The sequence below is a fragment of the Rhizobium sp. BK491 genome, from assembly GCF_014194925.1.
Taxonomy (GTDB): Bacteria; Pseudomonadota; Alphaproteobacteria; order Rhizobiales; family Rhizobiaceae; genus Rhizobium.
On record NZ_JACIAR010000002.1, the window covers coordinates 696,906 to 710,006 of the forward strand.

At 60.4% G+C, this 13,101-nt stretch carries 16 protein-coding genes; 11 read left to right on the forward strand and 5 right to left on the reverse strand.

Translation table 11 applies throughout. The annotated features are described in order from the left end of the window. Positions 1-74: 74 nt before the first annotated feature. On the reverse strand, positions 75-1,232 hold the full coding sequence (locus FHX05_RS11255; protein WP_112335433.1) for a PA0069 family radical SAM protein: 1,158 nt from the start codon (positions 1,230-1,232) through the stop codon (positions 75-77). A 240-nt stretch (positions 1,233-1,472) separates the two neighbouring features. Here FHX05_RS11255 and FHX05_RS11260 point away from each other — a divergent pair, with 240 nt between their 5' ends. Further along, complete coding sequence (locus tag FHX05_RS11260; RefSeq protein ID WP_112611449.1) at positions 1,473-1,991, forward strand: glycosyltransferase; 519 nt, start codon at positions 1,473-1,475, stop codon at positions 1,989-1,991. Positions 1,992-2,166: 175 nt separating this feature from the next. Beyond that, a complete protein-coding gene (locus tag FHX05_RS11265; RefSeq protein WP_183871688.1) occupies positions 2,167-2,475 on the forward strand; it encodes a hypothetical protein in 309 nt (102 codons plus the stop codon). Positions 2,476-2,506: 31 nt separating this feature from the next. Here the strand turns inward: FHX05_RS11265 and moaB are convergent, their stop codons facing one another. The 4 genes from moaB to FHX05_RS11285 form a co-directional block, all read right to left on the reverse strand. Beyond that, positions 2,507-3,061 carry a molybdenum cofactor biosynthesis protein B gene (moaB, locus tag FHX05_RS11270; RefSeq protein ID WP_183710949.1) on the reverse strand — a complete coding sequence of 185 codons (555 nt, stop codon included), beginning with the start codon at positions 3,059-3,061 and terminating at the stop codon, positions 2,507-2,509. Continuing rightward, positions 3,061-3,975 carry a 4-(cytidine 5'-diphospho)-2-C-methyl-D-erythritol kinase gene (locus FHX05_RS11275; RefSeq protein ID WP_183871690.1) on the reverse strand — a complete coding sequence of 305 codons (915 nt, stop codon included), beginning with the start codon at positions 3,973-3,975 and terminating at the stop codon, positions 3,061-3,063. The genes moaB and FHX05_RS11275 overlap by 1 nt, the downstream gene beginning before the upstream one ends. A 7-nt stretch (positions 3,976-3,982) precedes the next feature. After that, positions 3,983-5,839, reverse strand: a complete 1,857-nt coding sequence (locus tag FHX05_RS11280; RefSeq protein WP_183871692.1) for a tetratricopeptide repeat protein — start codon at positions 5,837-5,839, stop codon at positions 3,983-3,985. Positions 5,840-5,962: 123 nt separating this feature from the next. After that, positions 5,963-6,979: a polyprenyl synthetase family protein gene (locus FHX05_RS11285; RefSeq protein WP_112611435.1), complete on the reverse strand. Its 1,017-nt coding sequence runs from the start codon at positions 6,977-6,979 to the stop codon at positions 5,963-5,965. 108 nt (positions 6,980-7,087) lie between these two features. Between FHX05_RS11285 and FHX05_RS11290 the strand changes: the two genes are divergently transcribed. From FHX05_RS11290 to FHX05_RS11330, 9 genes are all read left to right on the forward strand, one after another. Then, positions 7,088-7,318: a DUF2007 domain-containing protein gene (locus tag FHX05_RS11290; RefSeq protein WP_112611437.1), complete on the forward strand. Its 231-nt coding sequence runs from the start codon at positions 7,088-7,090 to the stop codon at positions 7,316-7,318. An 8-nt stretch (positions 7,319-7,326) separates the two neighbouring features. Then, positions 7,327-8,103, forward strand: coding sequence for a methyltransferase (locus tag FHX05_RS11295; protein ID WP_183871694.1), 777 nt, complete (start codon positions 7,327-7,329; stop codon positions 8,101-8,103). Positions 8,104-8,211: 108 nt separating this feature from the next. Beyond that, positions 8,212-9,072, forward strand: coding sequence for a S49 family peptidase (locus FHX05_RS11300; protein WP_183871696.1), 861 nt, complete (start codon positions 8,212-8,214; stop codon positions 9,070-9,072). 16 nt (positions 9,073-9,088) lie between these two features. Continuing rightward, positions 9,089-9,280 (forward strand): hypothetical protein, encoded by a 192-nt coding sequence (locus FHX05_RS11305; protein ID WP_112335442.1) that lies wholly within the window; start codon positions 9,089-9,091, stop codon positions 9,278-9,280. 63 nt (positions 9,281-9,343) lie between these two features. Further along, the gene (locus FHX05_RS11310) at positions 9,344-9,574 is read left to right on the forward strand and encodes an AbrB/MazE/SpoVT family DNA-binding domain-containing protein (protein ID WP_183871698.1); all 231 of its coding nucleotides are present in this window, start codon (positions 9,344-9,346) and stop codon (positions 9,572-9,574) included. Then, positions 9,574-9,975 carry a PIN domain-containing protein gene (locus FHX05_RS11315; RefSeq protein WP_183871700.1) on the forward strand — a complete coding sequence of 134 codons (402 nt, stop codon included), beginning with the start codon at positions 9,574-9,576 and terminating at the stop codon, positions 9,973-9,975. The genes FHX05_RS11310 and FHX05_RS11315 overlap by 1 nt, the downstream gene beginning before the upstream one ends. A gap of 120 nt (positions 9,976-10,095) precedes the next feature. After that, on the forward strand, positions 10,096-11,055 hold the full coding sequence (locus FHX05_RS11320) for a glycine--tRNA ligase subunit alpha (protein WP_112335445.1): 960 nt from the start codon (positions 10,096-10,098) through the stop codon (positions 11,053-11,055). A 128-nt stretch (positions 11,056-11,183) separates the two neighbouring features. After that, positions 11,184-11,735: a LemA family protein gene (locus tag FHX05_RS11325; RefSeq protein ID WP_113233191.1), complete on the forward strand. Its 552-nt coding sequence runs from the start codon at positions 11,184-11,186 to the stop codon at positions 11,733-11,735. Between the two features lie 87 nt (positions 11,736-11,822). Then, entirely contained in the window at positions 11,823-13,079 is a 1,257-nt protein-coding gene (locus FHX05_RS11330; RefSeq protein ID WP_183872434.1) for a 3-phosphoshikimate 1-carboxyvinyltransferase, read from the forward strand. Positions 13,080-13,101: the final 22 nt, after the last annotated feature.

A 13,101-nucleotide genomic window follows, 5' to 3' on the forward strand; every position in this document is an offset into this window, starting at 1 on the left:
GCAAGCCCCCGGTGGATCAGGGCGGCGAACCGGGGGGCTTTTCCAGCGGGGTCAGGGAAAACCCGCAAGGAATATCAAAGCAGCGACAACTGGACGCCGCTGCCGTCTGGCGGCACGAACAGATCGTCGCGCAAAGCGATATTGCGGCGCGTAAGCTCGAGCCGGCGCGTCGCCATTTCGAATCGGCGGCTGATCTGCCAGGCATAAGGCCCGGCGCCCTTCATGCGCTTGCCGAACTCCGCATCGTAATCCTTGCCGCCGCGCATCGAGCGGATCAGCGACATGACGTGGCGATAGCGATCTGGATAATGCTGCAGCAGCCAATCGCGAAAGAGCGGGCTCACCTCAAGCGGCAGCCGCAAAATGACATAGCTTGCTTCCTGCGCGCCGGCGGCCTTGCCGGCGTCGAGGATACGCTCGATTTCATGATCGTTGAGGGCAGGGATAATCGGCGCCACCATGATCGCAGTGCGGATGCCGGCCTCGTTCAAAGCCTGGATCGCCTCCAGCCGCCGTGGCGGCGTCGCCGCCCGGGGCTCCATGGTGCGCGCGAGCTTGCGGTCGAGCGTCGTCACCGACAATCCCACCCGCACAAGGTTCTTGGCGGCCATCTCCTTTAGAATATCGATATCGCGCATGACCAGCGCAGATTTGGTGACGATAGCAACGGGATGGTTCGCCCGGTTCAGCACTTCGAGGATCTGGCGCATGATCCGCCATTCCTTCTCAATCGGCTGGTAGGGATCAGTATTCGTCCCTATGGCGATGACGCGCGGCTTGTAGCCGGGCTTTGCTAGTTCGCGTTCCAGAAGCTTGGCCGCATCCGGCTTGGCAAACAGCTTCGATTCGAAATCCAGCCCTGCCGACAGGCCCATATAGGCATGCGTCGGCCGCGCGAAGCAGTAGATGCAGCCGTGCTCGCAGCCGCGATAAGGGTTGATCGATCGATCGAAGGGTATGTCGGGCGATTCGTTGCGTGTAATGGCCGTGCGCGGCTTCTCCACCTGCACTTCGGTTTTGAAAGGCGGCAGCTCTTCCCAGCTCTGCCAGCCGTCGTCGAAGGCCTCGCGCTGCTGCGGCTCGAACCGGCCGCTCGGGTTCAATCCGGCGCCGCGTCCGCGCCGACGCTCGACATCGACCCTGAGACCGGAATCGGCGATCAAAGCGTTGGCAACATCTGCCGTATTGGCAGGCGCGAAAGCGGCCTGCCCTGCAAGGGACTGCTCGTTCATCGGTAGCTCCGGGCGGCTTATGCCATCGCACGCCGCGTCTAAGATGATTAAATTCCTATCCGATAAATGAGAACATTGCAAGAACAAAAATCCGAAATCACCATTTTCCACCTCGTTGAGAGGAGGTGTTTGGCGATACCGGCGGTGAGTGTTTCCGGCGGCATATGATGCTTTTCTTAAACGTTTGGAGCCGAAGGTTGGGTGCTGGCAATAAATTATGCGCCGCTCTATAAATGGCCAATGTTGACGGTCATCATCGAATGCCAGGATCACGAACCCGAGCTGGCGCAGACATTGGCGGCATTGGTGGCAGGCGCGGTCGAGGGGCTGGTCAGCGACGTGATCGTGCTCGATCACGGTTCGAGTGATGGCACATCGAAAGTGGCGGATGCTGCCGGCTGCCGCTTTTACTCGCAGTGGGATATCAAGGACATATTGCGGGCGGCCCGCGGCGAATGGCTGTTGCTGGTCGAGCCGGGCGCGCGGCCGCAAGCGGGCTGGATCGACGAGGTCGCCGAATATGTCTCCCTGAACAAAGGCCCGGCGCGGTTTACCGCGTCGCGCGGCTATCGGCGGCCCTTTCTGAAGCGGATCGGCCGCCGTTCGCCGCCATTGGAGTTGGGCCTGCTGCTTTCGAAGCACCAGGCCATCGCGATCGCCAGGTCGGGCATGCAGCTCGCGGAATTTGCCAAGGGCCAGAAGGGCCGCAGGCTTTCAAGCGAACTCATTCCGTCCTGGGTGGCGCGCGCGGCGCGATAGGGTTTCACGTTTCGCAGATTCCATTTGTAAACGCGGGAATAGCTGCGATAATTCGTGTGTGGCGGCACCCTACGCGTGTCGCGTTAGTGACCGACCATGAAGATGCCGATATCAGGCGGAATTGGTCATCGGAATTCTCCTTTTTCGCCGGGATTTCGGCGAAAGGAGGTGCGTTATGAAACGCACGATGCTCTACCGCCTCATGGCAACTCTCTTCGTTGCGAGTGCAATTCTTTCCCCCGGCAATGCCGCCGCTCAGGTAACCTTGGCCTGTGCCAGGCGCGTCGATATCGTCGCGTTTCTTGGCGACCATCTTTCGGAAAAGCTTTCGGCTGTCGGCAAGCTCGATCAAAGCACGATCGTTGAGATCTATGCTGCTGAGAGCGGCAACTGGACACTGCTTATGAGCGACGTATCCGGCCGGAGCTGCATCATACTCAGCGGCGATTCCTGGGAATCAATTCCTGTCCTGCCGAAGGCATGACCGCCACGCAATATCGCAGCGAGCAGAAGACCTATCTCGAGCCGGCGCCGCGCTTTAGATGCTCGTCGAGGCGCGGCATGATCTCCACGAAATTGCAGGGCATGTGGCGATAGTCGAGCTGCGCCTTCAAGATGCCGTCCCAGGCATCCTTGCAGGCACCGGGAGAGCCCGGCAATACGAAGATGAAGGTGGCATTGGCCACACCGCCTGTGGCCCGCGACTGGATGGTCGCCGTGCCGATCTTGTCATAGGAGATGCGATGGAAGACTTCCGAAAACCCATCCATGCGCTTTTCGAACAAAGGCTCCAGCGCTTCCGGCGTGACGTCGCGGCCGGTAAAGCCCGTGCCGCCGGTGGTGATCACGACATCGACCGTATCGTCCTTGGTCCAGGCTTCCACCTGCGCGCGGATGCGCTCCCTGTCGTCGGGAACGATGGCGCGGGCAGCAAGCCTATGGCCGGCTTCCGCAATGCGGGCAACCAGCGTATCGCCGGATTTGTCGTCGGCGAGCGTGCGCGTATCGGAAACGGTCAATACTGCGATGCCGATGGGAATGAAGGATCTTTCGTTGACCGGACCTGCCATCATGCCTCTCCCGCGATCGTCTCCGTTACCTGGAAATACCAGTCCGGCTTCTGTCTGTGAAGCGAGGCGGCGGCTTTCTTCGCCCGTTCGGCATCCGCGAAGATGCCGAAACAGGTGGCGCCCGAGCCGGACATGCGCGTCAGGATCGGAGATTCGCTTTCGATCAGGCCGGAAAGCACGCCAATCTCGCCGCAGATCGAGCGCGCCGGCGGTTCGAGATCGTTGCGCAGGGCCTTGATCGTGTCGATCCATTCGCCTTGACCCTGCGGCATTTGCGACGGAAACAGCAATGGCGGATTATCCTTGCGCGACAATTGGCGGAACACGTCAGGCGTGGAGACGCCGACGAGCGGATTGCCGAGAATCATCGGAAAAGAAGGAAAGGAAGGCAGCAAATCTATCGCCTCGCCAATTCCACGCGCAATCAGCGGCCGGCTCGAAAGACACATCGGCACATCGGCGCCAAGCTTCAGGGTGATCGTTTTGAGGATGCCTTCAGGCAGGCTGAGGCGCCAGAGCCGCATGAGCCCACGCAATGCCGCCGCCGCATCCGCCGAACCGCCGCCGATGCCCGATGCGATCGGCAGGTTTTTTTCCAGATGAATATGGACGGCGGGAGCATCGAGACCGGATGAATTGGCTGCCTGGCGCAAGAGATCGCGCGCCTTGAGCACGAGATTGTCGCCGGCCTCGGCATCGGCCGAAAGCAACGGGCCGAACCGTCCCGAAAGGCTGAAATCGTCATCCGCACTTGCGCGAAAGAAAAGACGATCGCCGTGGCGGGCAAAGCTGACGAGCATGTCCAGCAGATGATAGCCGTCGGCGCGGCGCCCCGTGACATGTAACGCAAGATTGATCTTTGCGGGCGCTTCTTCCGTAAGGTCGAAATCACCCGCTGCCAAGATCGTGCTCATGGAAGTCTTAGGACTTCTTGTCGACCGGCGCCGGAGCGTTCGTGTCGGACGAGGGGGCGGGCGCCGGATCGGGCTGCTTGCTCTTGTCGACGGTCTTCGGATCGTTGTCGCGCGGCGGCAAGCCCTTCTCGACCTTCTCCTTGATCTTCGGAATATCGGCCTCTTCCGGCTTCGAGGCGAGCGCCCGATTCCACTGATAGACGGCTTCGAGTTTACGATTGACTCGCCAGTAGGCGTCGCCGAGGTGATCATTGATCGTCGGGTCGCCGGCCTTGAGCTGTGCTGCCCGCTCCAGTTCGCTCACGGCATCGTCGAAACGGTTGAGGCGGAAATAGGCCCAGCCAAGCGAATCGACGATATAGCCGTCGTCAGGCCTCAGATCGACGGCCTTCTTGATCATGTCCAGACCCTGGTCGAGGTTCATGTTCATATCGACCCAGGAATAGCCGAGATAATTCAGCACCTGCGGCTGATCCGGATTGAGCTCAAGGGCCCTCTTGAAGTTCGGCTCGGCATCCGCCCACTTTTTCAGCCGCTCATAGGCAATGCCGCGCTGGAAGAACACCGCCCAGTCGCTGCGCTTTGGCACGGGGCCGATGATCTGTACGGCCTTGTCGTAATTGTCGGCCATGGCCTGGAAGTCCTTGGCATCCGAAAGGACGCTGCCATAGGCGAGATAGCTGCGGACATCGTTGGGATCGGAATCGATCAGCGCCTTCAGATGCTTGCGTGCATCGTCGACTTTACCCGCCTGGGCGAGTGCGAGGCCGAGCTGCAGCTCGGAGATGCGGGCCATTGGCGAGTCATCAGGCACCTTCTTGTAGAAGCCGATCGCACGATCGGTCTGCTCCTGCTTTTCGGCCAGCCCGCCGAGCAACACCAGCGTATCGGCCGCTTTGGGGTCGAGAGAATTGGCAATCTGCAGATAAAGCGAGACGACATCCTCGGCCCCGTCGCGGTTCAGCGCGGCACCGATGGTGAAGAGAACGGCGGCCGCACCCTCGCTGGCATTCGTGACCTGCTGGTCCGGCGTATCGCCCTTGCTGATGCTGTCGCGCAGCGCATTCAACGGAGCATAATTGCTGACGAGATTGTCGCCGACGGAGATTGCATCCAGGGCCTTCTGCTTGTCGCCGGCCTTGGCTTCGAGGCGCGCGAGCGCCATGACGGCGCGCATGAACGTATCGGGAGCCGTCGCTCCGCCGGTCTTGTCGAGGATCGCATCGTTGAGGTGCGAGCGTGCCGATTTCAGGTCGCCTATCGTCAGTGCAATGGCGCCGGCATGATAGTTCTTGAAGATGTTGAACCAATCCGGGCCCTTCATCTTGTCGATCATCGAGATGGCCTCCTTGCCGCGGCCGGATCCGGCGCGAGCCCAGGCGGCGAGCAGATTGGTCATCATCCGGTCGAGATCGTTCGGACCGCTATACTTGAGGATTTCCTGGGCGGTACGGTATTCGTGACGACGGATGGCATCCATGCCGCGCACGATGGTGGTCACGCGTTCGACGGAAGGGTCGCTCTTCAGCTCGTTGGCGTATTTGACGCCCTCTTCCAGATTGCCGTTCAGCAGCAGCGAGATCATCAGCCGCTGGCGAATTTCCGGATTGCTCGGGTCGATCATCAGCGCCTTTTTGTAGAGCGCGATGGCAGTATTGTAGTCGTGATCGACATCGGCGGTACGGGCGGCGAGGAAAGCGCCTGCGAAGGTATCGACACTATCCGTATCGAAGGCGACCGCGGCGCTGGCCTCCGGTGCTGCCGCCGGCTTATCATCGGCGCGCGCGACATTCAGGGCGGACACCGAAAGGACCGCCGCCAGGGCTACGCCCGAGAGGAAACGGATGGCAAGTCTCTGCCGCATTAGAAAGCCTTTCATCAAGGGACAGCCGGCGAAGACGCCGGCGGCATAAAGCGTTCGTGTCAACTGATTCACAACAGGATGGCTTTTTTGAAGCGGCCCTGCAACAAATTCAGGCAGCCGCCATCAATTAACGCGTTCGATGCAGAAATCGATCACTTCCAGAAGTGCCGATTTCCAAGGCGTTTCCGGCAGGGGTGCCAGGGCGTCACGCGCGATGGTGCCGTAATGGACGGCACGGGCAATTGTGTCGGCCAGCGCGCCATATTTCGTGATCAGGCCGAGAGCCTTCTCGAGATTCTCGTCACTGTTGTTGCCGGTTTCGATGGCCTCGCGCCAGAAGGCGCGTTCCTTTTCGGTGCCGCGGCGATAGGCGAGGATGACAGGCAGCGTGATCTTGCCCTCACGGAAATCGTCGCCGACATTCTTGCCGAGATCGGCAGCCTTGCCGCCATAATCGAGCGCGTCGTCCACAAGCTGGAAGGCGAGGCCGAGATTGGTGCCGTAGGACTTCAGCGCGTTGCGCTCCCCCTTGCCGGCATTGGCGACGATCGGGCCGACTTCAGCTGCAGCGGCAAAGAGCGCTGCAGTCTTGGCGCGGATGACCGAGAGATAATCGTCTTCCGTCGTCTCCATGTTCTTGGAAACGGAAAGCTGCAGCACCTCGCCTTCGGCGATGACGCAGGCAGCCGAGGACAAGACGTCGAGAGCATCGAGCGAGCCGACTTCCACCATCATGCGGAAAGCTTGGCCGAGCAGGAAATCCCCGACCAGCACGCTTGCCTGATTGCCCCAGATCATCCGGGCGGTGGACTTGCCGCGACGCAGATCGCTTTCATCGACCACATCGTCATGCAGCAGCGTCGCCGTATGCAGGAATTCGACCGATGTCGCGAGCTTGATGTGATTGTCGCCCTGATAGCTGTAAAGAGCGGCAGACGCGATGGTCAGCATCGGCCGCAAACGCTTGCCGCCAGAGGAAATGAGGTGCTCTGCAACCTCCGGGATCATCTGCACATCAGAGCCGGCCTTGGACAGGATGAGCTGATTGACGCGTTCCATATCCGCCTTGGTCAGGTCCACCAACGGCTTGATGGATGCCAGTTTATTCTTGCTTTCTTCCAGCGGTATCACGACGCCCAACGATCCGGACTCCTGTTCATTTTCTGCAAAGCACAATAAGAAGGGGCGAAACGGGCGGCAAGAGGCGAATTGTCTCGTCGCGTAAATTTGACAGGAATTCTAAGGCCTATGCACGAGTTGATCCGTACCAATGACCCGGTCCTTCTCTCATTCGCTGAGAGCCTGATGAAGGATGCGGGAATTCATTGCTTCATTGCGGACCAGGCCATGAGCATTCTGGAAGGCTCCCTCGGGATGCTGCCGCGCCGTTTTTTGGTGGAGGAGGAGCGTGCCGATCAGGCCCGGCGGATCCTCGTCGATGCCGGCCTCGGCGACGAGTTGCGCCCGGCCCGGTCCTGAGGTTCGCCATGACTGAAAGCCTCTCCGAAACCATTGATGCCTTCCACCGCGGCGCCTTCCATGTCGTGCAGCCGAAGGGCCGGGGGCACCGCTCCGGCATGGATGCCATGCTGCTCGCAGCGCTTGTCGCAGATGAGCGTACGATCCGGGTGGCGGATCTCGGCGCGGGCGCCGGAGCAGCCGGAATCGCTGTGGCCTCGAGACTTGACCGAGCGGAGGTCGTGCTATTCGAGCGCTCGTCCGATATGGCCGAGTTCGCGCGCAAGAGCCTCCTGCTGCCGGAAAATGCGCGTTTTACCGGCCGCGTCTCGGTAATCGAAGCCGATGTCACGCTGACCGGCAAGGACCGCAACGAAGCGGGTCTCGTCGACGACAGTTTCCACCACGTCATCATGAACCCGCCCTTCAACGATGCCAGTGACAGGCTGACACCGGATGCGCTGAAGGCCGAAGCGCATGCCATGACCGACGGGCTGTTCGAACGGTGGATCCGCACGGCAGGCGCGATCATGATCCCGGGCGGCCAGCTCTCGCTGATCGCGCGGCCAGAATCGATCGGCGAGATCATCGCCGCCTGCGGCCGCCGCTTCGGCGGCATTGAAATCACGCCGATCCATCCCCGCGAGGGTGAGAGTGCGGTGCGCATTCTGGTGACGGCAATCAAGGGTTCGAGGGCCAGACTGGCGCTTCGGGCACCATTGATCATGCATGGCGAGGGAACGCATAAATTCACCGATTTCGTCGATGACATGAACAACGGCCGCACTTCGTATCCGCGCCGCTAGCCATTCGGCGCGCTCAGCATCAGGGCATCAAATACGATCCGCAATATTGTGTTTGGCGTTTCCATGCATACATCACGGGCAACAAACATCATGAAACAGGGATGACGAATGGTTGGGTTCTTGAGACGCATGCTTCCGAAGCGCTTCCGCAAGGAGGAGGTGATCGTACCCGTCGTCCGTCTGAGCGGCGTCATCTCTTCCGGTGGTGGTCCGCTGCGGCAATCGCTGAATCTCGCCGGCGTTTCGCAGGCGCTTGAAAAGGCCTTCAACGTGAAGACGGCGCCGGCCGTCGCCATTATCGTCAATTCGCCGGGCGGCTCTCCAGTGCAGTCGCGGATGATCTACAATCGCATCCGCGATCTGGCCGCCGAGAAAGATAAGAAGGTCCTGGTCTTCGTTGAGGATGTCGCAGCCTCTGGTGGTTACATGATCGCGCTCGCAGGTGACGAGATCATTGCCGATGCCACCTCCATCGTCGGTTCGATCGGCGTCGTTTCCGGCGGGTTCGGTTTTCCGGAGTTGTTGAAGAAGATCGGTGTCGAGCGCCGCGTCTACACAGCCGGTGCGAACAAGGTGATCCTCGATCCGTTCCAACCGGAGAAGGAAAAGGACATCGAATATCTGAAGAGCCTGCAGCTCGAAATCCACAAGGTCTTCATCGACATGGTGCTCGATCGTCGCACAGGAAAGCTCTCGGCGGACGAAGCGGTATTCTCCGGCCTGTTCTGGACCGGCAGCCGCGGGCTGGAGCTTGGCCTGATCGACGGCCTGGGAGACATGCGTCAGGAGTTGAGGAAGCGCTTCGGCGACAAGGTCAAGCCAACGCTGATCACCACGCCGCGCAGCCTTTTCGGCCGCAAGGCTCCCGGCATTTCGCTTGGCGGCGTGGATGGCCTCGGCGCCGGGATTGCATCCGGGCTTGCGGAAGCGGCAGAGGAAAAGGCATTGTGGGGGCGGTACGGATTGTAGGCGGGAGCGCTGGCTAATGTCCCGGATCATCTTCTTCATCATCGCCGTCGGCGGGATTTGGTTCCTGTATCGACGTTTCGTGCGCGATGCCCAGCGGCTCGCCGAAAAATCCCGCCGCGCCGAAACGGAACGCCGTACCGGCGCGATGGGAACCTTGGTCAAGGACCCGAAAACCGGCGAGTATCATGTGAAGCGCGAGGATGAGTAAGTCAAATTGCTTCGTTCGCGAGTTTTGATATACTTTGTATAATGTATATCATTGGAGTGTTTCATGCAGGTCGCAAAATGGGGGAATAGTTTAGCCATCCGCATTCCTTCTGCGGTTGTGGATGCGCTTGATCTGAAGGAGGGCGACGATATCGTCGTGCGTGTCGGCACGGGAAACGCCTTCGAGATCGAGCGCGACGACAGGCGACAGAAGGCCCTGGAAAAGGTCAGATCGTTCAAGCTCAAACTCCCCAAGGATTGGAAGTTTGATCGCGAAGATGCCAATTCTCGCTGATGCGTCCCGCTTCGGATTTTCTCGACACCAACGTTCTCCTCTATGCATTTACGGAGGACGAGCGGGCCGAAAAGGCACAAGCGTTGCTGGCCAAGCCATTCGTCATCAGCGCCCAGGCGCTGAACGAGTTTGCCAATGTTGGACGTAAGAAACTCAATATGCCGTGGGCTGACATTCGCGAGGCGGTTGATGCTGTCGTCGCTTTGTCGGCCACCATCGTTGCGGTAAGTGAGAAGATCACGTTGGCGGGGCTGGATCTTGCCCAGCGCTATCGGCTTTCTTTCTATGATGCGACTATGATGGCGGCAGCGATCGAGGCTGGCTGCGAGCGGTTTTATTCGGAAGATTTGCACGCCGGCCTGATAGTCGAGAAGCAGTTGACCATCGTCAATCCATTTTGATGCCCCCTGGGATCAAGGGCGGGTAATGTCCCTGCACTCCGCAGAGTAAAAACTTGACCCATTCGCCCCGGCGTGGCACCTGTCCGCCAAACAATTCGCTAGTGGAAGAAATCAGTTCCCATGACTGCCAACGTGCCCGACCATATGAACCCGAAGCGCTCCTTTCAGGCGCTGATCCTGACGCTGCACAATTACTGGGCCGACAAGGGTTGCGCGGTTCTGCAGCCCTACGACATGGAAGTCGGCGCCGGCACGTTTCATCCGGCCACCACGCTGCGTTCGCTGGGTCCGAAGCCTTGGCGGGCTGCCTATGTCCAGCCGTCCCGCCGTCCGTCCGACGGTCGCTATGGCGAGAACCCGAACCGCCTACAGCACTATTATCAGTATCAGGTCATCCTGAAGCCCAATCCTCCGAACCTGCAGGAGCTCTATCTCGGCTCGCTGAAGGCGATCGGCCTCGATCCGCTGCTGCACGATATCCGCTTCGTCGAGGACGATTGGGAAAGCCCGACGCTCGGCGCATGGGGTCTCGGCTGGGAATGCTGGTGCGACGGCATGGAAGTCTCGCAGTTCACCTATTTCCAGCAGGTTTGCGGCATCGAATGCGCACCCGTCGCCGGTGAGCTGACCTACGGTCTGGAGCGTCTTGCGACCTACGTTCAGGGTGTCGACAGTGTCTATGACCTGAATTTCAACGGCCTCGAGGGCGAAGACAAGATCACCTATGGCGATGTCTTCCTCCAGGCCGAGCAGGAATATTCCCGGCATAATTTCGAATATGCCAATACCGAGATGCTGCACCGCCATTTCATCGATGCCGAGAAGGAATGCCAGGCGTTGTTGGCAGCCGGCGCGCCGGGCGACAGTGAAAATCATCGCCTGCACAAATGCGTCTTTCCGGCTTACGACCAGTGCATCAAGGCGAGCCACGTCTTCAATCTGCTCGACGCCCGCGGCGTCATCTCCGTGACGGAGCGCCAGAGCTACATCCTGCGCGTGCGCACGCTTGCCAAGGCTTGCGGCGAGGCTTTCCTGCTGACCGATGCCGGCGGCATCAACTGGAACCAGCAGGCCGCCTGAGGCAAGCTTCCCCGGGATTGGGCATCGCCACAGCCTATCTTGGCTCTGCGCCGCCATTAAAGCCGGGTGACATTGGCACAAAATCTGCCTAGTGTCCCTTGGGTTGCAGTCGCCACGGGGGATTTCAGATGCTTGTTCTTCTAGCGATCATAGTGCTGGCCGCGCTCTATGTCGTCTTCGCCTATAATGGGCTCGTCCGTGCACGCCAGGTGGCGGAGGAGGCTTGGTCCGGCATCGACGTGCAGTTGAAGCGCCGCGCCGATCTCATCCCCAATCTGGTCGAGACGGTCAAAGGCTATGCCGGCCATGAACGCCAGACCTTGGAAGAGGTTGTCGAACTGCGCAACAAGGCGCAGGCCGTGCCGTCTGGGGATGTCGCCGCCCGCGGTCAGGCGGAGGGTTTGTTGTCGCAGGCGCTGGGCCGCGTGATCGCGCTCGCCGAAGCCTATCCCGATCTCAAGGCCAACACGAACTTTCTCGAGTTGCAGCGCTCCCTGGAGGGCGTCGAGGGCGAAATCCAGATGTCCCGCCGCTATTACAACGGTGCCGCGCGCGATCTGAACGTCAAGGTCGAGACCTTCCCGAACAATCTCATCGCCGGCCCCTTTGGCTTTACCAAGAAGGCCTATTTCGAGATATCAAACGAAGCGGACCGTGCCGTTCCAACGGTAAAGTTCTGAGATTTCCGCTATCAGTTTTTCATGTGAGGCGGTAAAGGATGCCGACCGCTGGCCATCGGCCGCTTTCCTGACTGACCAAAGAGAATGATGATGGGTAGAGCCAAACTCACGATTATCCCGCCGGGCAAGCCTTTGACCGGGCGCGCCATGCCGCCGGGATCGAAGTCGATCACCAACCGCGCACTGCTGCTCGCGGGCCTTGCCAAGGGCACGAGCCGGCTGACCGGCGCGCTGAAGAGCGACGATACCCGCTATATGGCCGAAGCGCTGCGCGCCATGGGCGTAGTCATCGACGAGCCCGACGACACGACCTTCATCGTGACCGGCAGCGGCAAGCTGAAGGCGCCGGCTGCCCCGCTTTTCCTCGGCAATGCCGGCACGGCGACGCGCTTCCTGACGGCAGCTGCAGCGCTGGTCGACGGCAAGGTCATCGTCGATGGCGATGCCCATATGCGCAAGCGGCCGATCGGCCCGCTCGTCGACGCATTGCGCTCGCTCGGCGTCGATGCCTCCACGGAAACCGGCTGCCCGCCCGTCACCATCAACGGCACCGGCCGCTTCGAGGCAAGCCGCGTGCAGATCGATGGCGGCCTGTCCAGCCAGTATGTTTCGGCTCTGTTGATGATGGCTGCCGGCGGTGACCGCGCTGTCGACGTCGAACTGCTCGGCGAGCATATCGGGGCTCTCGGCTATATCGATCTGACGGTTGCTGCCATGCGCGCTTTCGGCGCCAAAGTGGAGCGTGTGAGCCCGGTTGCCTGGCGCGTCGAGCCCACCGGCTATCATGCCGCGGACTTCGTGATCGAGCCCGATGCCTCCGCTGCGACCTATCTCTGGGCAGCTGAAGTGTTGAGCAGTGGCAAGATCAATCTCGGCACGCCGGCGGAACAATTCTCGCAGCCGGATGCGAAGGCCTATGATCTGATCTCGAAGTTTCCGCATCTGCCCGCCGTCATTGACGGCTCGCAGATGCAGGATGCTATCCCGACGCTTGCCGTTCTCGCCGCCTTCAATGAAACGCCGGTGCGCTTCGTCGGCATCGAGAACCTGCGCGTCAAGGAATGCGATCGCATCCGCGCCTTGTCGAGCGGCCTGTCCCGCATCGTGCCGAACCTCGGGACTGAAGAGGGCGATGATCTCATCGTCGCATCCGATCCGAGCCTCGCCGGCAAGGTGCTGCCGGCAGAAATCGACAGCTTTGCCGATCACCGCATCGCCATGAGCTTTGCGCTCGCCGGCCTGAAGATCGGCGGCATCACCATTCTCGACCCTGATTGCGTCGCCAAGACCTTCCCGTCCTACTGGAACGTGCTGGCGTCTCTTGGTGTCGTTTACGAAGACTGACGCTCCGCCATCTCAAGGGAGG